The following is a 23,161-nucleotide window of genomic DNA, read 5'->3' on the forward strand; positions in this document are numbered from 1 at the left end:
TTATTGAACTTTACTAATATATATAGAATGACACTTTTTATATAAAAAGTGCCATTCTGGTAAAACCATATTATATTATGTTTTTCAAAAAACTTAATCTATGTAGTTTACAAGTACCATATTTTTTTATGGCTTGAATATGCTCTTCAGTACCGTATCCAGCATTGTTGTTAAAACCATAACTAGGATAAGTCTTAGAATATTCTTTCATCAAATCATCTCTATAAACCTTTGCAATTATAGAAGCACAAGCTATACTTGCACTTTTAGCATCACCTTTTATTACAAATTCATTATCCATGTTTAGGTTTTTTACAGAATACCCATCAGATATTACAAAGTCTGGAGTAATCTTTAATCCTAATACTGCTCTTTTAAGCACTTCATTATTACACCAAGCGATTCCTCTGTCATCAATTTCTGAACTATTTATAACAGAAATATTATAATCCACTGCTTTTTCTTTTATTAATCTAGATAAACTTTCTCTATTTTTCTGAGAAAGCTTTTTTGAATCCTTGATTCCTAGTATTAATTCTCTATCTTCTTCATATCTTAGTTTTAATATAACAGCGGCAGCAGCAATAGGACCTGCTAAAGGTCCTCTACCAACCTCATCTACTCCAGCAACATATATGTGATTACCAAAGCCTTTATCAAAATCATACATAGATTTAACTCTATGGATTTCCTCTTGCTTTTTTATTAGGAATTTCTCTAAATGCTCTCCTAAACCTTGGATATTTTTTCTGCTATCTTTCTTCAAATACTCTATAGTATTAGAAAACTTTTCATTTTCAAATTCAAAATAATTATTTTCAAGATGTAATATGTATGTTTTCGCTGTAGTAAAGTTAACTTTACTACTATCCTCAAACAAATGTTTTTCTATTTCATAAAAGCTCTTATCTAATATATCTATTTTCACTTATTTTGTTCTCCAATTTACTAAATGTTATATTAGGCATCTGAAAAAAATAACAACTCAATTTTAACCAGGGAATTTTGAGTAAGACAAGGCGGCAGGTGACCTCAATAGTTGGACTATTAACGGGTTCTGCCAACGCAGTATTACACAAAATTACCCGTTAAATTGGCTAGTTATTTTTTTGAAGATGCCTTAATAGAATTCTTGCTTCAGTGGAAGCCTTACTCTCTCTGAAACTTAGTCATGGAATAAAATGTTGTTACGGTCTTTCTAATGAAATAGGTCCCAACTTTCCTCCCCTAAATTCATCTAAAAGCATAACCGCTACTCTATTATAATCTATTTCTCCTCCAGAGATTACTGCCCCTCTTTTTCTTCCTATGTTATTCATGTTCTCCAGTGGATCTTCACTTAATTCCTGGAGCTTATATCTTGTCATTAGTCTGTCACCATAGTTTTTTTGCAGTTCTTCTATAAGTCTAAGTGCAAGACCTTCTATATCTAGTATTTCGTCTTTAATTGCCCCTGTAAAAGCTAAGTTGATTTGAGTTTCTTCGCTTTCCAGTTTAGGCCACAATATTCCAGGTGTATCCATAAGTTCAATGTCTAACTTTGTTTTTATCCATCGTCTACTTTTTGTTACTCCTGGTTTATCACCTGTTTTTGCTATATTACTTTTTGCCATTTTATTTATGAATGAAGACTTCCCAACGTTAGGTATGCCAACAACCATAACTCTATCTACTATTTTAACAATCCCTTTGTTTTTCATTCTTTCATGCTTTTCTTTTAGAAGATCATTTAGTAAGGGTTTGATATTTCTCAATCCCTCTCCAGTGATGCAATTTACTCCAATTACTCGGATATTCTCTGTTGAAAGGCTTTTTATCCACTCTTTAGTGATTTTTTCTTCACATAAATCACTTTTATTTAATAGTATTACTCTAGGTTTATTACCACATATATCATCAACATCTGGATTTTTACTAGATCTAACTATTCTTGCATCTCTTATTTCTATTACAGCATCAACCAGTTTTAAGTTTTCCTTAATTTCTCTTCTAGTTTTCGCCATATGTCCAGGAAACCAATTAATAGCCATATAATTCTTCCTTTCTATGTGTTAACGCCAAAAGGGTTATTTTAACTAATTTTAATTATTTCTATTTATAGGATTTCTAGCTCTAAACTTAACTTATACGTAGGAATATGTTGACAAAGCTGAAGCACATTTAAAAACTTTTTTATCAGTCTTAGCGAAGTGTTTTAGAAAACCTTAGAACCTTATATATGGTGAAAAGCCTAAATGGCTTTTCACCAGCGACTTATCAATGGTAATTGATAAGTCGGTCCGACAGAGCGCAGCGAGTTTATATAAGGTTCTTGTAAATTTATAATGAAACTCCTCTTCCTTCCGTCAGAGGAGTACTCACAGAGTAAGCGACCATATCAAAATCACAGATTTTGTATGTCTGCTTAACCGATTCGCACAAAATCACAGATTTTGGCTCTCTGCTTAAACACGAACTTTAGACTGATTAAAAGTTTTTAACGTGCTGAAGTTTGGCAACATATTCGGTCGTGTAAGTTAAGTTTCCAACTAGGAACCTATATATCTTAAGGTTCCAACCCTACTAAATGGATATATTCTCAGTGCTGCTCTTCCTACCACCATTTTATAGTCTATAAAGCCTACATCTAAAAATCTACTATCTCTACTGTTATTTCTATTGTCTCCTAATACAAAAACTGTATTCTTAGGTACTGTAACCTCGCTAAAATCACGCATATTTTGCTCAAGAATATATGGTTCATCCTTAGGTTTATCATTTATGTACAACTTATTATCTATTATCTTTACCTTATCTCCACCTACAGCTACTACTCTTTTAATAAACTTTTCCTTTGGGTCTGCAGGATACTTAATTACTACTATATCACCTGGTTTAGGTACTCTAAAATAATAACTTACCTTCTCTACAATAAGTCTATCTTTATTATTAAGGGTAGGGTCCATGGAGTGTCCATCTACACTTACAGTTTCAAACACAAAAGTTATAATTAAAAATGCAGCTATTATAGCTATAATTATAGATTTCCCAAGTTCTATCAATTCTTTTAACAATATATTCACCGCCTTAACATACAAAAAAGGGACTTACAAAAGCCCCGTTTTTATCTTAATATTTCTTTTACTTTTGCAGCCTTACCAACTCTAGTTCTTAGGTAGAATAGTTTAGCTCTTCTTACTTTACCTCTTCTTACTACTTCAATCTTTTCTATTATAGGTGCGTTTACAGGGAATGTTCTTTCAACTCCAACGTTGTAAGCTACTCTTCTTACTGTGAAAGTTTCTCTTAAACCACCATTTTGTCTTTTTAATACTGTTCCTTCGAAAACTTGAATTCTTTCTCTGTTTCCTTCTTTGATTCTTACATGAACCTTTACAGTATCACCCACGTTAAATTGTGGTAAATCAGTTCTAATTTGTTCAGCTTCTATTGCTCTTATTACTTCTAACATTGTGCATTACCTCCTAATTATTATTCGACGTTCTTGCCCAGCATTCTGCAGACAGCGGAGCGCCTGTGTAGCACAAAATTTATTGTATCATATACATATATTTTTATCAATACACAATTTGACTTTTACCAAACTTTATCTTCCTTCAAATAACATTTTTTTATCTTCTTTCGAAAGGTTTATTTGTTTAAATAAATCAGGTCTTCTTTCTTTTGTTATTTTTAAGGACTGGAGTCTTCTCCACTTTCTTATATTTTCATGATGTCCTGAAACTAATACCTTAGGTACATTTTCTCCTTCAAAGCATTCAGGTCTTGTATATTGTGGATATTCTAATAAACCATTATAAAAGGATTCTTCTGTATAACTTTCACTACTTGAAAGTACTCCTGGTATAATCCTACATATACTATCTATAACGGGTATACAGGCCATTTCACCACCAGTGAGGACAAAATCACCTAAGGATATTTCCATATCTATGTACTTATATACTCTTTCATCTATACCTTCGTAGTGTCCACAAAGAAATATTAATTCATTTTCTTTAGCTAATTCTTTAGATATTTCTTGATTAAAGGTTTTTCCTCTAGGTCCTAAAAAGATAATTTTACCTTTGTTAAGTTGTTTTGCTGCTCTTATGGAATCTACTATGGGCTGAGCAGTCATAACCATGCCCGCACCACCGCCATAGGGATAGTCATCAACTTTCTTATGTCTATCTAAAGTATAATCTCTTATATTAAGTGTATTTATATTTATAATTCCTTTTTGCTTGGCTTTTCCAATTATACTATGATTAAATATATCAAACATTTCAGGAAATAAGGTTAAGATATCTATTCTGCAAGCCATGTTTTCACCGGTTTAATTAGAATTTTCTTATTTTCTACGTCTATATCAAGTACAATCTCCTTAAGCACAGGAATTAAAAGCTCCTTACCTTCTTTAATCCAATACACATCATTATTACGTGTATGAATTACATCGTAAATTTCCCCAAGATCTAGTCCATCCTCATCTACTACTCTGCAGCCGATTATATCAGCAACATAATATCTACCTTCTGGTAGTTTTACTGCATCTTCTCTAGAAACCTCTAAGTACTTTTCTTTACATTTCATAGCATCTTCTATAGAATCTATTCCTTCTATTTTTAATATAACCTTATCATTTTGCAATTTGCACCATACTACCTGTTTTTCAACGCCATCTATATAAACTTTTTTCAGCTTTCTAAATCTTTTTATATCATCAGTCAAAGGATAGACTTTCAATTCACCTTTAATACCATGTGTATTTATTATTTGTCCAACAGTTAAAAATTCCTTCATATTATATAGCCTCCTAGTTATAGATTTCCTTAGGTCTTATTATAGCCAAATAATACTATTTTAGATACTAGTAATTTTAAGGTATCTGAAAAAAATAACAAGTCAATTTTAACGAGGGAATTTTGCGTAAGACAAGGCGGCAGAACCCGTCAATAGTTGAACTATTAACGGGTTCTGCCAACGCAGTATTACACAAAATTACCCGTTAAATTGGCTTATTATTTTTTGAAGATGCCTCTAATACCTTATAAATAATATAAGAGTTAGGTAACCCTAACTCTTATATTATTTCCACAACAACTCTTTTGTTTTCTTTCGTAGCTGCTGCCTTAACAACAGTTCTTATAGCCTTAGCTATTCTTCCCTGTTTTCCAATTACTTTTCCCATATCATCTGGTGCAACTTTAAGTTCGAGAATTAAAGATTGCTCTCCAGCAATTTCATTAACCTGAACCATATCTGGGTTATCAACTAATGACTTAGCTATAATTTCAACTAATTCCTTCACTCAATACACCCCCAGTTATTACTTCTGGTTTAATCCAGCTTTTGTGAAAAGTCTTTTAATAACATCTGTTGGTTGAGCACCATTCTTTATCCATTGAACAGCTTTTTCTTCATCAACTTTGATAGTAGCTGGTTCAGTTGTTGGATTGTAGTAACCTATTTCTTCTACGAATCTACCATCTCTTGGAGATCTTGAATCTGCTACAACTATTCTATAAAACGGAGCTTTTTTAGCACCCATTCTTCTTAATCTGATTTTTACTGCCATTAGTATCACCTCCTTCAAGTAATTGTGTATATAAATTTATCTGTAAAACTATTAAATATATTAAAGATTATTAAAAAGGCATTTTTCCAAACATTCCTTTTTTAAATCCTTTTTGCATACCCTTCATTTGTTTCATCATTTTCTTCATATTTTCAAAATCTTTTAAAAGCTTATTAATCTGCTGTATAGTAGTTCCTGATCCTTGAGCTATTCTCTTTTTTCTAGAAGGAGATCCGCTTACCAATGATGGATTTCTTCTTTCCTTAATAGTCATAGAGCTGATAATAGCTTCTATCTTTTTTAATTCCTTCTCACTTCCGCTTAAATCTACTCCCTGCAATTCCTTGGTATTTACTCCAGGAATCATTTCTATGAGTTTATTGAGAGGCCCAAGCTTTTTCATTTGCTGCATAGATGAAAGAAAGTCTTCTAAATTAAACTCTTGACTCATCATTCTGCTTCCTAGTTTTTTAGCTTCTTCTTCATCTATGGATTGTTGTGCCTTTTCAATAAGGGAAAGCACATCACCCATACCTAGTATTCTTGATGCCATTCTGTCAGGGTGAAACACCTCTAAATCGTTCATTTTTTCCCCAACACCTATAAACTTTATAGGTTTACCAGTCATGGCTTTTATAGACAGAGCTGCTCCGCCTCTTGTATCACCATCTAGCTTTGTCAATATTACACCGGTTATATCTAATTGATCATTGAAACTGTTGGCAACATTAACAGCATCTTGACCAGTCATAGAATCAACCACCAGTAATATTTCACTCGGGTCAAGACTTCCTTTGATGTCTTTAAGCTCATCCATTAATTCTTCATCTATATGCAGTCTACCTGCTGTATCTATTATAACTACATTTAATCCATTATTCTTTGCATATTCTAATGCACCTTTTGATATATCTACAGCTGTTACCTTATCTCCCATGGTAAAAACAGGCACATCAATTTGCTTACCTACTACCTGTAACTGCTTAATAGCTGCAGGTCTATATATATCACAAGCGGCTAAAAGTGGTTTCTTATTTTTCTTCCTAAGCTGCAGTGCAAGCTTTCCAGCCATAGTAGTTTTACCAGCACCTTGCAGACCAACTAACATTAAAATAGTTATACCTGTGGAAGAATACTGAATACCATTTTCGCTAGTTCCCATCAAATTTTTAAGTTCTTCATTAACTATTTTTATAACCTGCTGTGCAGGAGTCAAACTCTGGAGAACTTCCTCTCCAGTACACTTTTCACTAACGCTTTTTATAAAATCTTTTACTACCTTATAATTAACGTCTGCTTCTAGAAGTGCAAGTTTTACTTCTCGCATAGCATCTTTTATATCTTTTTCTGAAAGCTTACCTTTACCTCTAAGCTTTTTTAAAGTTTCTTGAAGCTTGGAAGCTAATCCTTCAAAAGCCATGCTATTCCTCCTAAAAATTATCTATTATATATTCCTTAACTTGTTGTAGTATTTTTGAGCTTTCACTGTCACTTACATTTATCAAATTGGTTAACTTTAAAAGATGGGCCTTAGCCTCTTCCAATTTTAACCTTTGTTCCATCAAGCCTAATCTATCTTCATATTGCATCAGCAGCTTATGACACCTTTTTATAATATCATGTACTGCTTGGCGACTAGTGTTTGTAATTTCAGATATTTCCGCTAAAGATAAATCATCATTATAATATAAATCCATAATATCTTTTTGCTTATCTGTTAAAAGCTCACCATATAAATCTAACAATATAGAAAGTTGCACTCTTTCTTCCATAAGATATTCTGCAACACAACGCTGCAATCTCACTTCCTTAACTCTTATTGAATGAAAATCTAATTTCTCAACCCAACGAGTTATATAATATCAAACTTCAGAATTGATGTCAAGTATTTCTACTTAACACTTTCTAATTAATTTTAAAATAAAGCTTCTGCAAATTCCCTTGGATTAAATTCCTGTAAATCATCTATGCCTTCTCCTACGCCTATCAATTTAACAGGAATATTTAAGCTATGTTTAATAGAAATAACTATTCCGCCTTTAGCTGTTCCATCTAATTTTGTTAATATTATACCGTCAATAGGGCATACTTCCATGAATTGTCTAGCTTGTTGCACTGCATTTTGACCAGTTGTTGCATCAAGAACTAAAAGAGTTTGTCTATTAGCCTCACTATATTCCCTATCTATAACTCTATTTATTTTACCAAGTTCATCCATAAGATTCTTTTTATTATGAAGTCTTCCTGCAGTATCACAAATAAGCACATCAACTTTTCTAGCCTTTGCTGCCTGGACTGCATCAAATACTACCGCTGCAGGGTCTGATCCCTCTTGGTGCTTTATAATATCTACTCCTGCTCTATTGCTCCAAATTTCCAACTGATCAATAGCTGCAGCTCTAAAGGTGTCAGCAGCAGCCATTAATACTTTATAGCCTTGATTTTTCAGTTGTGAAGAGACTTTTCCTATAGATGTGGTTTTTCCAACTCCATTTACACCTATAATCAGAATAACTTCAGGAGTTTTTTCAGGCTTTATACTGCCTTTATCTTCACCTAATATATCAATAATAACTTCTTTTAAACACCCAGCAACTAAAGAAGGATCTTTTATTTTTTTCTCTCTTATCTTCTGTTTTAATCTATCCATAATATCTAAGGTAGTATCAACACCTATATCTGCTGTTATCAATATTTCTTCCAATTCTTCATATAAGTCCTCATCTATAGTCATAGCTCCACTGAGCATATCTGTTATTCTTTCTGTAAAGTTATCTTTTGTTTTTGTAAGTCCTTCTTTTAGTTTATTAAAAAAACCTCCAAACATTTGTTTTCCTCCTGTATTTAAATCTATTTATCTTAGGCATCTGAAAAAAATAACAAGTCAATTTTAACGAGGGAATTTTGCGTAAGACAAGGCGGCAGGTCCCGTCAATAGTTGGACTATTAACGGGTTCTGCCAACGCAGTATTACACAAAATCACCCGTTAAATTGGCTAGTTATTTTTTTTCAGATGCCCTAAGAAGCTTCTTTACTAAAATCAACAGAAACTACCTTGGATATTCCTTTTTCCTCCATGGTAATGCCATAAAGTGCATCACTAGCTTCCATAGTTCCTTTTCTATGTGTTATTACAATAAACTGTATATTTTCAGAAAACTTTTTTAAAAATTCTGCATATCTGCTAACATTAGCGTCATCTAAAGCTGCTTCTATTTCATCTAATATGCAAAATGGAGTAGGCTTCATTTTTAAAATAGCAAAAAGCAGTGCTATAGCTGATAATCCTTTTTCTCCACCGGACATTAAGTTTATATTCTGTAATTTTTTACCTGGTGGTTGAACGGTTATATCTATGTTGCCAGTAAGCTCATCTCCATTTGTCAGAATTAAATCTGCACTTCCTCCTTTAAAAAGCTCATTGAAGGTTTCATTAAAATTTTTCCTAAGCTTATTAAAGTTTTCATTGAATACTATCTTCATTTTTTCTGTCATTTCGTTTATCACATCAGTTAATTCTTGCTTTGCCTTTACCAAATCTTCTCTTTGAGCACTCATAAAGTTAACTTTTTCTATTAAATCCTTATATTCATCAATGGCTCCAAGGTTTACTACTCCAAGAGAAGATATATTATTCTTTAAACTTATAATATCTTTCTTATAGTCATCTATATTTTGTATATCTACTTTATATTCTAGCGCTTCCGCATAAGTAATTTCTAGTTCTTCATTGAGCTTAGTATATAATGCTTCCTTCTCTGTAGTAGTTTTTGCTAAAGCAACTTGTTCCTTATGCAACTGCTCTTCTTTTTTATTTATTACTAGATTTATACTTTCTAATCTTTCTGTGTCTATTTTAATTTTTTCCTTTATCTTAATTATTTCTACATCCTGCTCTTTAATCTTTTCTTCCATATCTAAGATAAGTTTTTCAATGTTTATCAACTGATCTTCATTATGCTGGATTTGAAGCTTACATCTATATATATCTTCTTGAGAACTTTTATTTTCTACACTCATAGCAGCTTGTTTTTGCTTAAGCTCATCTATTGTATTATTTATATTATTTAAGGCTTCGCTTTTACTTAATACATTTTCATCTATTTTAGCTCTCTTTATCTTTGTTTCTGTAAACTTCTCTTTTATGGCTTCTATTTCATTACTCTTATATTTTAATGTATCTTCTAATTCCACAATTAAGTTATCGTTCTCTTTTTGTTTGTTAGAAAGCTTTTCTAGCTGTTCCTCTTTTTCTTTTAAATCTTTATAACCATGATTAACTTTTTCATTTATCAAATCTATTTCATTATTTGATATCTTTAAAGTTTCTCTCAGTTTCTCACTTTCACTATCAATAGTGTTTATTTTTCCTTTTATTTTTGTAATTTCAATATTTTCATGATATATTTCATCTTTTAAATTCAGATTTTCTTCATCTAAAAGCTTAATATTTTTTCTATAACTTTGTATTTCGGAGTTTAAGTTATTTATATTTTCACTATTGTCTTTTATCTTTATACTTAACTCCTCAATCTCTCTTTTTCTTCCTATTATATTAGTTCCTTTATTATATAAGCTTCCTCCAGTTAAAGATCCTCCTGGATTCACAACTTCACCTGATAATGTAACTATCTTAAGACTATAGTTACTGTACTTAGCTATATTAAGAGCACTGTTCATATCTGTGCATATTATAGTTCTGCCCAGTATGTATTCAATTGCATTAGTAAATATTTTATCATAACCTATTAATTCACTGGCAATACCAACATATCCATTTAGTTTATCTATACCTTTACTTGTTAAGGCTTTTTTACCTTTAACTATTGTAAGTGGAAGGAAAGTGGCTCTACCTATATTGTTATCCTTTAAATACTTTATAAGTGTTTTAGCAATATTTTCATCACTGGTTATGATATCTGAAATAGCACCACCTAAGGCTATTTCTATAGCTATTTCCAAATTTTTTTCCACATGAATAACTTCACCTAATACAAAACAACTTTCTTTATCTATATTAGTTTTACCTTTACTCACATCATTCATGAGAGTTTTTACGGCTCTATTGTAGCCTTCATATTGTTTATCTAGGTTAACAAGCATATTATGACTTGCCTCTAACTTACTTTGATTATTTGTTAACTGTCTCAGTTGATTTTCTTTATCAGATAAATTATTTGTCATACCACAGATCTGTTGCTTGTTATTCTTTATTCTATGTTCAAGTTCCTGTATCTTAACCTTGATATGTTCAATCTGTGCTAAGAAAGCATCTTTAGTGCTAGAATTGATCTTAATTGAGTGTACATAACTTTCACAGGAATTTTTTATACTATCAGCTTTTTCCTTAAGTAACTGTATATCATTTTTTACAATAGCTATATTGTTTTTTAAGTTTGATATAATGCTTAGATATTCTATTTGATCATTCTTTAAATTCTTTATTAAATGATCCTTATCTGAAATATCTAAGGTTGCATTTTTTATATCATCTTCAAAGGTAACTATTTGTTTATTTATTTCCTTTTGCTTTTCTCTTAAAATACTAATTTCTTTATCCTGAATGCTTTTAGTTGATAACGCTGTGTCTAACTTATAAGTAATTTCATCCAGCTCTTTAGAATTTTTCAAAATAAATTTATTTAAGTTTTCTAACCTCTCACCTAAAAGCTTTGTTTCTGATTGCATTTGTTGCTTTCTAGATTTATTATCGTAGTATTGCTTTTTATAGTTGTCAGCTCTTAAACTTTCATTTTCAAAATTTTTATTTAACAGTTGGATTCTATTTTTAAGTTCACTGCACTCACAATTTAATTCTTCATTATTTATATTTAAGGCGTTAATAGAGCCTTCAATTTTATCTATGCTCTCTTGCACATTCTTTATAGAATAAATTACTACATTTATCTCTTTTCCTTTAAGCTCTTCTGAAAGCTTTACAAACTTTTTTGCTTTTTCATTTTCAATACGTAAGGGTTCAAGTCTTTCTTCATAAGTACCTAAAATATCATCTATTCTAACAAGATTAGCTTCTGTATTTTCTAACCTTTTCTGAGCCTCTTCTTTTCTCCATTTAAACTTTACTATGCCCGCTGCCTCTTCTAGAAGACTTCTTCTTTCTTCTGGTCTGCCGCTTAAAACCGCTTCTATTTTTCCTTGACCAATTATTGAATAGCCTTCTTTCCCTATACCTGTATCCATGAAAAGCTCATGAATATCTTTAAGTCTGCATTGAGTGTTATTTATGTAATACTCACTGTCACCTGACCTGTATAGTCTTCGAGATATAGTTACATCCGTATACTCTAGAGGCAATTTTTTATCTTGGTTATCTAAAGTTAATGATACTTGACATAAACCTACTGGTTTTCTAAACTGAGTACCAGCAAAAATTACATCTTCCATCTTGCCGCCTCTTAAGCTTTTTACACTTTGCTCACCTAATACCCATCTTACAGCATCGGATACATTGCTCTTGCCACTACCATTAGGACCTACAATTGCCGTTACACCATTTTTAAAAATTAATTCCGTTTTATCTGCAAAAGATTTAAAACCTCTTACTTCAATGGATTTCAAATACATTCCAAGTACACTCCTTATCTTTGAAATATCATTGGAAGCAAGCTAACTATAAACACAAGTACTACAAAAAATATTAAAACCTTTGTCATCTTATCGCGGGTTTTCTTTTTCATGTACTAACACTCCTTAAAAACTATATTTATATAAAAAATATTTTTTTCAGATGCCTAAATAACATGCTTAAACCTTGGTGTCCAAACTTCTTAATATAGTTTATATTATATTAAACAAAATATCAATCGTAAAATAAAAAACCCTGCTGTACGCAGAGTCTTAAAATTATATAATATTCATTTAATATTTATCTTGGCTCAACAATAAATTTTATGGCTGTTCTTTCCTCTCCTTCAATAGTTATCTCTGAAAAAGCTGGAACAACTACTAGATCAATACCATTGGGTGCCACAAACCCCCTAGTAATTGCTATAGCCTTTACAGCTTGGTTCACTGCTCCCGCTCCAACCGCCTGCACCTCAGCTGAAGAGTTATCTCTGAGTACGGCCGCTAAAGCCCCTGCTACTGATTTTGGCTGTGATTGAGCTGATACTTTTAATACTTCCATTTTTATTTCCTCCCTACAAACATTGTTATATTCATAGGATATCTATTCTATATAATATCTAAATTTCCTTCTTTATGTTTTTTTGCCATATATTCATAAATTGACAACTTTTTAAAATTTTCGCCCTGTTTTAAAATTAACTCCCCTCTCGATAATGTTTTATCTTGAATAACCTGAACATTTGTTGTCTTTAATTGTTTTTTCATGTCATAAAAAAATTTCTTTTTATCAGCATACAACTTAGATATGTCTTTTTCATTTATCCTAATCACGATTTTATCTTGGCATACTGGGGAAACCTCATCTAAAATTAAGTTGTTGAATATACTTCCCTCAACTAATTCTCTGAAAGCAGGGTGGAAAGGTCCCGCAACTATTTCTTTTCCTTCATTTATTTCTTCTGTAGGCTGAAGTCCTATTCTAATAACATTTATGTTATTTGCTGTAAGCATACAATAAAGTTTCCTTGATATTTCAACAGCTTCGTAAAGTTCATAGGGTTTATAGCTCTTCATATTATACATTTTCTCCATAGGTGTATTCTTTATAACTAAAGCTGGATACAGCCTATATATATCTGGTTTCATAGCTATAGAACTTTTAACAGTTTCTATATCTTTCTCAAAGCTGTCTCCGGGAAGTCCAAGCATTACCTGATGTCCTAGTACAAAGCCGTATTCTTTTATAAGACTAGAAGCACGGATTACATCTTCTTTAGAATGACCTCTACCTGATTTTAAAAGTACTTCTTCATCTAAGGACTGAATTCCTAGTTCTATTATATCTACGGAGTAATTTTTTAGATTAGCTAATATTTCATCATTTATATAATCAGGTCTAGTTGATAAGTGTATATAGTCTATGGCTTTTTTATCTTTATATTCTTTAGCCACTGACAAAAGTTCTCTCTGTCTCTCTATTGATATAGCAGTAAAAGTCCCTCCGAAAAATGACACTTCTATAATTGAATCTTTTCTATCAATAGTACTTAAATATTCTTCTATAGTTCTTCGCGTAAATTCTGAATCTATTTTTTCCATATTACCAGTAATGGTATTTTGATTACAAAACACGCAGTTATGTGGACATCCTTCATGTGATACAAATATTGGTATTATATAATGTTTCTTATGCATTACGTTCCTCCAAAATTCTTAATGCTTCTTGAGCTGCATGCTGTTCTGACTCCTTCTTACTATAGCCAATACCACTGCCTAAAATTTTACTGTCCACAGAAACTTGAGTGTAAAACTTCCTTCTGTGAGGTGGCCCTTCGTATTTAGTCAGAGAATATTCTATACACACATCCCCATTCTGCTGCATGGTTTCCTGGAGTTTAGTTTTATAATCTAATATTATTTTATTCTTTATGGCTTTCTCTATAGTATCTTTAAAATTTTCTATTATAAAACTTTTGGCTTTTTCAAAGCCCAACTCTATATACACTGCAGCAATTATAGCTTCTACGCAATCCGCTAATATAGAAACCCTTTCTCTTCCACCTGTAAGTTCTTCTCCTTTACTCATCTTTATATATTTTCCAAGCTGCCACCTTTTAGCTATTTCATAAAGAGAATTTTCACATACAATTAAGGATCTTCTCTTTGTAAGCTCTCCCTCTGACTTATTTCCATAGTTGATGAATAAGTATTCAGATACGCTTAACTGAAGTACAGAATCTCCAAGAAACTCTAGTCTTTCATTGAATTTAACGTTTTTCTTACCATTAGCATAAGAACTATGCGTTAATGCTTCTCTTATCAAATCTCTATTGTTAAAATGTATATTTAATATGTTTTCTAATTCCTCAAATTTAATAATTTTATTGAAACTCATTACGTTAACTCCTTCTAGAAGTTTATCCTTCAGTTTGTTCTTCCTAGAATAAACAAATTCAAGGATAAACTCATTAATCTTTGAATAATAATTACGAGTAAATTTAAAGTCCCGTATATAAACGGGACTTTATGTTCTCTTACTCTTCTACATGAGTCTTTATGTACTCAACTACATCTCCAACAGTAGCTATTTTTTCAGCATCTTCATCTGGTATTTCTAAATCAAACTCTGTCTCCAAAGCCATAATTAATTCAACTATATCAAGTGAATCCGCACCAAGATCATCAACGAAAGATGATTCCATTGTAACTTCTTCTGTATCAATACCAAGCTGATCAGATATTATATTTTGAATTTTATCAAACATAGTCTCACCTCCTAAAAGCTTTCTACATTATAAATAATATTACATAACTAATGCACCGTCAATATAAATAGTGCTAAAATTATTATACTAAATTATCAGATAATAATACATTTACTTTATTTATTTTACATATTTTCGCAAATTTTATTTTAAATTCAATTTTCATTAATTATTTGATTCTATTACAATTTAATTATTTACATTTTTCTCTAATTCATCTTTGATTTTTTCAATTATTTTATTATTATGACAATTTGCAGCCTGTTTTATAGCATTCTTAATAGCTTTGCTGTCAGAACTACCATGCGCTTTTATACAAATGCCCTTAGATCCAAGAAATGCAGATCCCCCGTATTCTGAGTAATCAAATTTTTCTTTCAGTTGTTTAAATACAGATTTTAGCAAAAGAGCTCCTATTTTAGCAGAAAAAGATTTCATTATTTCACTTTTAATCATACTAAATAAATTTAGAGCTACACCTTCATACATCTTTAATATAGTATTACCCACAAATCCATCACAAACTAATATATTTACATCTCCATCAGATACATTTCTAGGTTCCACATTACCAACAAAATTAAAATTTGAATTTTTTAAAAGCTTATAAGTATTTTTTGTAAGTTCATTACCTTTTTCTTCTTCAACACCTATATTAACCAAACCAACTGTTGGTTTAATTATATTTAAAACATTTTCAAAATATATTTTTCCCATCAATGCAAATTGCATTAAATATTCGGGCTTACAATCAACATTTGCTCCTGCATCTACGATCATAAAAGCTCCATTTTTGCCTGGCATTATTGGAGCTAGTGCTACTCTATCTATTCCTTTAATCCGCCCTATTATAAGTGTTGCCCCAGCCATAAGTGCCCCTGTACTTCCAGCAGAAACAACTGCTTGAGCAGTTTCATTTTTTACTAATTCAATAGCTTTAACTAAGCTAGAATCTTTCTTTTTTCTTGTAGCCATAACTGGATGCTCATTTGTATCTATTATTTCATTAGCATTTATGATACTTATTCTATTTTTAGGATATTCATATTTATCTAGTTCACTTTTAATTAATTCCTCTTTACCAACAATAATAATATCCACATCCGTTTCTTTTACAGCTTGAACACAACCTCCCACTACAGCAGTTGGCCCAAAGTCTCCACCCATACCATCTACGGCAATAATCATGCTTTCACATCCCTTCGCTGATACATTTCAAACATTTAAATAGGTTTCAGTGATAATAATATCATAGCCTTATATAAAAAAAAAGTCATTGATATAGGTCAGGTGCATTTAATTTAAGTGAAGAAATATATTCCAGCTACATGCTTCAAAACCTAAGAAGCTCTAAAACTTGCTCAGGGTCAAATCAAACTCGCTACACTCAGACAATGATTTGCCCTTATCTTCGCTGCGTTAAGAGCTTCTAAGGCTTCTACGCAATGTAGCTTTCCATATTTTTCTTCACTTAAATTAAATGCATCCATATAAGGTATGTAAATAAAAAAAGAAAGTCAATTGACTTTCTTTTCTTATTTTTCAGTTGAAACAACTTCTTTACCCTTATAGTATCCACAAGTCTTGCATACTCTATGAGCAAGCTTCATTTCGTGACATTGAGGACATTCAACTATTCCTGGTATACTTAATTTAAAAGTTTGAGCTCTTCTAGAATCTCTTCTAGCTTTTGAAAATCTTCTCGCTGGATTTCCCACAGTAAAACACCTCCTTAATCAGTCGAAAACATGTCTTTCAGTTTTGCCAATCTTGGGTCAATATCATCTTTCTTACAATCACATGTAGAAAAATTCCAGTTTGCACCACACTGCTGACATAAGCCCTTGCAGTCTTCTCTGCAAAGTCTTTTGATTGGCAGAGTTAATATGATATTATTTTCTATTATTTCTGTGATATCAATAGTATCACTATCTATAAAGATGATATCTTCATCCTTATTAACTCCAGTATTATTTGTGAAATTTTCTTCGATGTCAATATTTACACCATAACTAAACTTTTCAAGGCATCTCGAGCAAGTAAGTTCTAATACTGTATTTATTACACCAGTGATAGTTATAATATCTCCAGTCTTACTTAGACCTCCATCTAGCTTTACTGGTTTCAATAGCTTTATTTCTTCACTACCATCGTAAAACTTTTCCTGGTCTAGAGTAATATGTAGCTCTTTATTGGCTTTTTCTTTTTTTAATAAATCAGATATATCTAGTTTCATAATGCTCACCTCTATATATTAGCCACAATTTATTATATAGAGCTGAGCATTAAAAGTCAAGTTATATTTATTTTTTGTCAAATAATGAAGTTATTCATTACTCACAACTATAAACTAATTTTTGCTCTATAAATAAATTGTAACAAATTTAAAAATAACATCATTAAATGTTGTATTTAAAACTGACAGATATAACTTTTAATTACGAGACACTTTTATCTATCCTTATCCATAGAGGAAAAGTCAGCTCATAACAGTTCATACCAATTATAGAAGCAAGAATCTTATGTTTTACAGTATATACAAATGAAATTTTAGGTGGAGCTAAGCCCCACCTAGTATATCTAGTCTATATTACTTTTGTGCATCAACAATTTCTTTAGTATCTCTTGCTATCATAAGTTCTTCATCTGTTGGTATAGCAAAAACCTTAACCTTTGACTCTGGAGTACTTATCTCAACAGCTTTACCCCAAGTATTATTCTTCTCATTATCAATATTTATTCCTAAATATCCTAGTCCTTTGCAAATTGCCTCTCTGCCAACAGCTGAGTTTTCACCAAATCCAGCTGTAAATACTATACAATCAACACCGTTAAGTACTGCTGCATATGCTCCAATATAAGATTTAATTCTATAGAAGAATACATCCATTGCTAGCTTCGCTCTTTTATCTCCCTTTCCAGCTGCATCTAGTATATCTCTAAAATCACTACTTATACCTGAAAGTCCTAAAACTCCTGATTTCTTATTCATTAAGTTATCTACTTCGTCTATGCTTATATTTGCTTCTTTTACCAAGAAAGGTACTATTGCTGGGTCTATATCTCCACATCTAGTCCCCATTGTCAAACCAGCTAAAGGAGTAAATCCCATTGTTGTGTCAACTGATTTTCCACCATCTATTGCAGTAATGCTAGCACCGTTTCCTAGGTGACAAGTTATAATTTTTAAATCTTTTATATCCTTACCCATCATTTCAGCAGCTACATTTGAAACGAATCTATGTGAAGTTCCGTGAAAACCATATTTTCTAATTCCATAGTTTTCATATAAATCATATGGTAATGAGTACATATAAGCATAATCTGGTAATGTTTGATGGAATGCTGTATCAAATACCACAACCATAGGAGTATTTGGCATTAACTCTTTACATGCATTAATTCCTATTATATTTGGTGGATTGTGTAATGGCGCTAGCTTAACACATTCTTGTAAAGCTTCCATAACCTCCTCATCTATAAGCACAGATTTTGCGTATTTTTCTCCTCCATGAACAACTCTGTGTCCTACAGCACTTATTTCTGACATATCATTTATAACTCCATGTTCTTGGTTAACAAGTGCATCAAGAACTAATTTTATAGCAACTTTATGATCTTCCATAGGTTGTTCAATAATATATTTTTTATCGTTAACCTTATGTGTTAAAACAGAACCTTCTATTCCTATTCTTTCCACAAGACCCTTTGCTAATACATTTTCATTTTCCATATTCATTAATTGATACTTTAAAGATGAACTTCCACAGTTTACTACTAATACTTTCATATTTGTGTCTCCTCCCACTCTAATCAAATCTTAGTTATCTATATAACAAAATCATATACTATTGATTCATAGCTTGTGCTTGAACAGCAGTAACAGCTACTACATTTACAATGTCCTCTGCACTACATCCTCTTGATAAGTCATTTATAGGCTTAGCAAATCCTTGACATATAGGTCCTATAGCTTCTGCTTTTGCAAATCTCTGTACTAGCTTATATCCTATATTTCCAGCCTGAAGATCTGGGAATACTAATACATTTGCCTTACCTGCAACCTTGCTATTTGGTGCCTTTAAATCAGCAACTTTCTCAACTATAGATGCATCTAATTGTAATTCTCCATCTATATCTATATCAGATCTCATCTCTTTAGCAAGGTCAGTTGCCTTTCTAACTTTATCTACTAACTCGTGTTGTGCACTGCCCATAGTTGAGAACGATAACATAGCTACTTTAGGGTCCATACCGCAAAGACTTTTTGCTGTTTCAGCTGTGCTTATAGCAATAGAAGCTAATTCTTCTGAAGTTGGACATGGATTTACAGCACAATCAGCAAAAAGAAGCAGACCGCTATCTCCATATTCACAATCTGGAACTGCCATGATGAATGTACTTGATACAACCGATATTCCTGGTGCAGTTTTAATTATTTGAAGACCAGGTCTTAATAAGTCTCCAGTGGTGTGTATAGCTCCTGACACTAAGCCATCAACATCTCCTAATTTAAGCATCATAGTTGCAAAATATAATGGATCTCTAACTATCTTGTCTGCCTTTTCTAAAGTTACCCCTTTATTTTTTCTTAATTCATAAAATGCATTTGCGTATTCAGCTGTTTTTTCTGAAGTTTCAGGATCTAATATTTCTACACCATCTAAGTTTACTCCAAAATTTGCAGCTTTCTCTCTTATAACACCCTCGTTTCCAACTAGAGTTATATTAGCAAGCCCATTCTCCATTATTTTTCCACATGCTTGAAGATTTCTATCTTCTTCACCTTCTGCTAAGACTATCTTTTTTTTATCTACTTTAGCCTTTTCCCAAATTTCTTCCATTAGTTTCATGTTCGTTTCTCCCTTCAAAAATAAAATCAAATAATAATATATATAATAATAATATAATCCTTTTAGGATATACTTTTCAATAATAAAATGTTATTTTTAAGATTTTTTATTAAAAAATTCATTTTTTATACTTAAATTGATTTTTTATGCTAATTTATGATATAATCTCCAAAATAGTATATATTTTTTATTTATGATCTACAAAACTTGCTGATTTTGATGAAAATAAATATAATCTAATGTATAAAAAAGGGTTTTAGGAGGTCAAAACAATTGAATATAACTGGTATCGTAGTAGAATATAATCCTTTTCACAAAGGTCATTTATATCATTTACAAAAAACAAAGGAATTAACAAAGTGTGATGCTATAATAGCAGTGATGAGTGGAAACTTTGCTCAGAGGGGCACACCTGCAGTAGTTGATAAGTGGAATAGAACTAAAATGGCCTTAACAAACGGAGTTGATTTAGTATTGGAACTTCCTTTAATTTACAGCATGTCTTCTGCTGAATTTTTTTCCTATGGAGCAGTAAGTTTGCTCAATGGCTTAGGTGTGGTAAATAACATATGCTTTGGCAGTGAATATGGCAATGTGGATATTTTAAATTATATAGCAAAAATACTTACTGAAGAGCCCTATGAATTTAAGGAATTGCTAAAAAACAAACTAAATATAGGCCTTTCATACCCCGATGCTAGAGCTCAATCTTTACAAGAATTTATATTGAATTATAATAGTCATAATATATTTAATTTAAATCTTGAAGAAATTTTATATTCTTCAAATAATATTCTTGGAATAGAATATTGCAAAAGTTTATTAAGATTACAAAGTAAAATAATCCCTTTTTCTGTTAAAAGAAAAGGAGCTTCCTTTAGTAGTGTTTCCTTGGATCATGAATTCTCTAGTGCAACTTCCATAAGAGAGCATATTAAGCTAAATAACGATTTAAATGGATTAAAAAATTATTTACCCGAAAATGTGTATAGTCTGCTTATATCATTAAAAGATAGAGGATATACTTTTACTTTTGAAAACTCCATGCTTCCCTATATAAAATATAAATATACTATGTATAAAGATATGATAAAAAATCTTCCTGATGTATCTGAAGGAATTGAAAACAGAATATATAAATTCTTGTATGAAACAGAAGATCTTAATTCACTAATTAGTTTAATAAAAACAAAACGATATACATATACACGTATCAACAGGATTTTATGTCAATTTTTTATCGGTTTTGAAAATTTCAATACTTATGAATTAAGAAAAAATCCTTGCCCTTATGCAAGAGTTTTAGGGTTTAACAATAAAGGCATAGAAATACTTAAATTAATAAAACATAACTCTTCTATACCTGTTTATAGCAAATTACCCAAAGATCAAAATGCAATTTTATCACTAGATATACTAGGAACTAAAGTTTATAGTTTGTTAAACAGAAGTGTACACCCAAACTCCGATTATCTCATAAGTCCAATAAGAATCAAAGAGAGTTTATAAGCATTATGTATACTTCATAGCTTCAACTAAAATTCATCCGCTTTATCTTTATTAAAATTAGAATAAGTGTTATATTTCATAAATATAATCTTATTAGACCATATATTTATGCAATGTAAATTATTTTCATAATATTAAAAACTTTTAATTTATTAATATAGTGTTATTCAACTTTTAATTTTAAAAGCGGGTGATTAAAACTTGAAGCTAATCTTTTATTTACTAATAATAATTATTATTTTATTACTATCTTATCTACTAAAAAATAAAAACATAACTATAACCATAGTTTGTAGTTTATTAATCCTACAGATTATTGCCGCTCCAAAAGTATGTATAGATGGGGCTGTGGATGGGGCATTACTTTTTTTCTATAAGGTATTTCCATCTTTGTTTTCTTTTTTAGTAGTATCAAACATAATATTATCTTATGACGGCATACTCATATACTCTAAGATTTTTGGAAAAGCCTTGTGTACTCCTGTAAAACTTCCAAAAAATTGCAGCTTCGTCTTAATTGTCAGCGCACTATGCGGCTACCCTTTAGGAGCAAAATATGCCTGTGATATTTATGAGAAAAGACTTATAAGTGTTGAAACTTTTGAAAGGCTTCTGAACATTGCTTCTAATGCAAGTCCATTGTTCGTATTAGGTTCTGTGGGTATATCTATGCTGAACAGTTCTTATATTGGTTACATACTTTTAATATCTAATTTTCTTTCTTGTATAATCATGGGAGTATTACTACCTTCAAATAACATAAGAATTAAAAAAGTTTTAGAAGAGAACTCTATTTACTCATCTGTAAATATTGGAGATGTACTTAAGGCTAGTATAGAAAATTCCATAAAAACTTGCTTATCTATAGGTGGGTTTGTAACTCTTTTCTCAGTAGTAAACAATATATTAAGAAGTAACTATGCATTTAAAGTATTTATAAGTAGTTTATCAAGTTTTTCTCATGTTTCTAAGGATATTATAGAAGGCTTTATCCTTGGAATGATAGAAATGACCAATGGATGCAGCCTAATTTCATCTATAAATATATCAATAGTGACTAAAATAGCTATTGTAAGTTTTTTATTTACTTTTAGCGGTTTGTCAATAATTTCACAGGTTTATTCCTTTACTTATAGATATAACGTGTCCATGATGAAATATACATTTAGGAAAGTATTTCAGGGAATGGTATGCTCTACCATAAGCGTTATACTGTATAAAATACCTACATTTAATTTTTCCATTGAAACATTTGCTTCAGTTAACCAAATTAAGCATAACTTAAACTCTTTATTTACACTTACAATTATTATTTTAATTATTCCGTGGATATTATTTAAGGCAAAAAGTTTATTTCATATCTCTTAGTTCTTTTATATTTTGCTTTATAGTACTTATGTTTAAGTCTATGGTTGATTCTAAATCAACTACTAATTGCTCTATTTCTTGCTTTAAATGTACAAAAAACTCATTTCTCCGTTGAACTAATTCTTTATCTAATTGATTCAAAATTTCACTAGCGTAATCTCTAGCCCCAAGTCTCATATCCTTAGCACTTCTTTGAGCAGAAGCTACTATCTCTTCTGCTCTCATCTTTGCTTCTCTTGTAATATCGTGATTTTCTATTTGTCTTTTTAATATATTTAAATTTTCTTTTTTTAAGTTTTCGGATTGTTGAATTGCCTCACTTAGTATTCTCTCTTTTTCTTCAATAACCCATTGAGCTTTTTTCAACTCATCTGGAAGATAATTAACTATTTTTTCTAATATTTCTAGTGTTTCTTTCTTATCAATAATAACTTTTCCTGTCATAGGTACCTTTGCAGATGTTTCAACTATTTCTCCAATATATTCCAAAAGCTTAATAGCATCCATAATATTTCCC

The 23,161-nt window shown here is 31.0% G+C and carries 25 protein-coding genes; 2 read left to right on the forward strand and 23 right to left on the reverse strand.

The window, feature by feature from the left end; all coding sequences use genetic code 11:
- Window positions 1-70: 70 nt before the first annotated feature.
- The 22 genes from HGI79_RS01170 to pta all read right to left on the reverse strand — a co-directional run bounded on the left by HGI79_RS01170 (window position 71) and on the right by pta (window position 19,767).
- Entirely contained in the window at window positions 71-832 is a 762-nt protein-coding gene (locus tag HGI79_RS01170; RefSeq protein WP_313885168.1) for a ribonuclease HII, read from the reverse strand.
- A gap of 355 nt (window positions 833-1,187) precedes the next feature.
- A complete protein-coding gene (gene ylqF / locus HGI79_RS01175; RefSeq protein WP_185648893.1) occupies window positions 1,188-2,030 on the reverse strand; it encodes a ribosome biogenesis GTPase YlqF in 843 nt (280 codons plus the stop codon).
- Window positions 2,031-2,528: 498 nt separating this feature from the next.
- Window positions 2,529-3,053, reverse strand: a complete 525-nt coding sequence (lepB, locus tag HGI79_RS01180; protein WP_185648894.1) for a signal peptidase I — start codon at window positions 3,051-3,053, stop codon at window positions 2,529-2,531.
- Between the two features lie 50 nt (window positions 3,054-3,103).
- The gene (gene rplS, locus HGI79_RS01185; RefSeq protein WP_185648895.1) at window positions 3,104-3,451 is read right to left on the reverse strand and encodes a 50S ribosomal protein L19; all 348 of its coding nucleotides are present in this window, start codon (window positions 3,449-3,451) and stop codon (window positions 3,104-3,106) included.
- A 135-nt stretch (window positions 3,452-3,586) separates the two neighbouring features.
- Complete coding sequence (gene trmD, locus HGI79_RS01190) at window positions 3,587-4,306, reverse strand: tRNA (guanosine(37)-N1)-methyltransferase TrmD (protein ID WP_185648896.1); 720 nt, start codon at window positions 4,304-4,306, stop codon at window positions 3,587-3,589.
- Window positions 4,291-4,785: a ribosome maturation factor RimM gene (gene rimM / locus HGI79_RS01195; RefSeq protein ID WP_185648897.1), complete on the reverse strand. Its 495-nt coding sequence runs from the start codon at window positions 4,783-4,785 to the stop codon at window positions 4,291-4,293. The genes trmD and rimM overlap by 16 nt, the downstream gene beginning before the upstream one ends.
- A 280-nt stretch (window positions 4,786-5,065) precedes the next feature.
- On the reverse strand, window positions 5,066-5,293 hold the full coding sequence (locus HGI79_RS01200; protein ID WP_185648898.1) for a KH domain-containing protein: 228 nt from the start codon (window positions 5,291-5,293) through the stop codon (window positions 5,066-5,068).
- 18 nt (window positions 5,294-5,311) lie between these two features.
- A complete protein-coding gene (gene rpsP / locus HGI79_RS01205; RefSeq protein ID WP_185648899.1) occupies window positions 5,312-5,560 on the reverse strand; it encodes a 30S ribosomal protein S16 in 249 nt (82 codons plus the stop codon).
- Between the two features lie 70 nt (window positions 5,561-5,630).
- Window positions 5,631-6,980 (reverse strand): signal recognition particle protein, encoded by a 1,350-nt coding sequence (gene ffh, locus HGI79_RS01210; RefSeq protein ID WP_185648900.1) that lies wholly within the window; start codon window positions 6,978-6,980, stop codon window positions 5,631-5,633.
- 10 nt (window positions 6,981-6,990) lie between these two features.
- Window positions 6,991-7,332 (reverse strand): putative DNA-binding protein, encoded by a 342-nt coding sequence (locus HGI79_RS01215; protein WP_185648901.1) that lies wholly within the window; start codon window positions 7,330-7,332, stop codon window positions 6,991-6,993.
- A 143-nt stretch (window positions 7,333-7,475) separates the two neighbouring features.
- Window positions 7,476-8,387 carry a signal recognition particle-docking protein FtsY gene (gene ftsY, locus HGI79_RS01220; protein ID WP_185648902.1) on the reverse strand — a complete coding sequence of 304 codons (912 nt, stop codon included), beginning with the start codon at window positions 8,385-8,387 and terminating at the stop codon, window positions 7,476-7,478.
- A gap of 192 nt (window positions 8,388-8,579) precedes the next feature.
- The gene (gene smc / locus HGI79_RS01225; RefSeq protein WP_185648903.1) at window positions 8,580-12,146 is read right to left on the reverse strand and encodes a chromosome segregation protein SMC; all 3,567 of its coding nucleotides are present in this window, start codon (window positions 12,144-12,146) and stop codon (window positions 8,580-8,582) included.
- 14 nt (window positions 12,147-12,160) lie between these two features.
- Window positions 12,161-12,259: a DUF4044 domain-containing protein gene (locus tag HGI79_RS01230; RefSeq protein WP_185648904.1), complete on the reverse strand. Its 99-nt coding sequence runs from the start codon at window positions 12,257-12,259 to the stop codon at window positions 12,161-12,163.
- Window positions 12,260-12,447: 188 nt separating this feature from the next.
- Entirely contained in the window at window positions 12,448-12,708 is a 261-nt protein-coding gene (locus HGI79_RS01235; RefSeq protein ID WP_185648905.1) for a stage V sporulation protein S, read from the reverse strand.
- Window positions 12,709-12,755: 47 nt separating this feature from the next.
- Window positions 12,756-13,844, reverse strand: coding sequence for an elongator complex protein 3 (locus tag HGI79_RS01240; RefSeq protein WP_185648906.1), 1,089 nt, complete (start codon window positions 13,842-13,844; stop codon window positions 12,756-12,758).
- Window positions 13,837-14,544, reverse strand: coding sequence for a ribonuclease III (gene rnc / locus HGI79_RS01245; RefSeq protein ID WP_185648907.1), 708 nt, complete (start codon window positions 14,542-14,544; stop codon window positions 13,837-13,839). The genes HGI79_RS01240 and rnc overlap by 8 nt, the downstream gene beginning before the upstream one ends.
- Before the next feature lie 139 nt (window positions 14,545-14,683).
- On the reverse strand, window positions 14,684-14,914 hold the full coding sequence (acpP, locus tag HGI79_RS01250) for an acyl carrier protein (protein ID WP_185648908.1): 231 nt from the start codon (window positions 14,912-14,914) through the stop codon (window positions 14,684-14,686).
- 189 nt (window positions 14,915-15,103) lie between these two features.
- On the reverse strand, window positions 15,104-16,102 hold the full coding sequence (gene plsX / locus HGI79_RS01255; RefSeq protein ID WP_185648909.1) for a phosphate acyltransferase PlsX: 999 nt from the start codon (window positions 16,100-16,102) through the stop codon (window positions 15,104-15,106).
- Window positions 16,103-16,449: 347 nt separating this feature from the next.
- Window positions 16,450-16,632: a 50S ribosomal protein L32 gene (gene rpmF, locus HGI79_RS01260; protein ID WP_185648910.1), complete on the reverse strand. Its 183-nt coding sequence runs from the start codon at window positions 16,630-16,632 to the stop codon at window positions 16,450-16,452.
- A 14-nt stretch (window positions 16,633-16,646) separates the two neighbouring features.
- Window positions 16,647-17,150 carry a DUF177 domain-containing protein gene (locus HGI79_RS01265; RefSeq protein ID WP_185648911.1) on the reverse strand — a complete coding sequence of 168 codons (504 nt, stop codon included), beginning with the start codon at window positions 17,148-17,150 and terminating at the stop codon, window positions 16,647-16,649.
- Between the two features lie 354 nt (window positions 17,151-17,504).
- On the reverse strand, window positions 17,505-18,704 hold the full coding sequence (locus HGI79_RS01270; protein ID WP_185648912.1) for an acetate/propionate family kinase: 1,200 nt from the start codon (window positions 18,702-18,704) through the stop codon (window positions 17,505-17,507).
- 58 nt (window positions 18,705-18,762) lie between these two features.
- Window positions 18,763-19,767: a phosphate acetyltransferase gene (pta, locus tag HGI79_RS01275; protein WP_185648913.1), complete on the reverse strand. Its 1,005-nt coding sequence runs from the start codon at window positions 19,765-19,767 to the stop codon at window positions 18,763-18,765.
- Window positions 19,768-20,040: 273 nt separating this feature from the next.
- On the opposite strand from pta, the gene HGI79_RS01280 reads away from it, so the two are divergent.
- Both HGI79_RS01280 and ylbJ read left to right on the forward strand, forming a co-directional pair.
- On the forward strand, window positions 20,041-21,276 hold the full coding sequence (locus HGI79_RS01280; protein ID WP_185648914.1) for a nucleotidyltransferase: 1,236 nt from the start codon (window positions 20,041-20,043) through the stop codon (window positions 21,274-21,276).
- A gap of 201 nt (window positions 21,277-21,477) precedes the next feature.
- Entirely contained in the window at window positions 21,478-22,644 is a 1,167-nt protein-coding gene (gene ylbJ, locus HGI79_RS01285) for a sporulation integral membrane protein YlbJ (RefSeq protein WP_185648915.1), read from the forward strand.
- On the opposite strand, the gene HGI79_RS01290 is transcribed toward ylbJ, so the two are convergent.
- Window positions 22,627-23,151 carry an ATPase gene (locus HGI79_RS01290; protein ID WP_185648916.1) on the reverse strand — a complete coding sequence of 175 codons (525 nt, stop codon included), beginning with the start codon at window positions 23,149-23,151 and terminating at the stop codon, window positions 22,627-22,629. The two genes, ylbJ and HGI79_RS01290, sit on opposite strands and share 18 nt — an antisense overlap.
- Window positions 23,152-23,161 lie beyond the last annotated feature (10 nt).

This window comes from Clostridium sp. DJ247 (genome assembly GCF_014231265.1).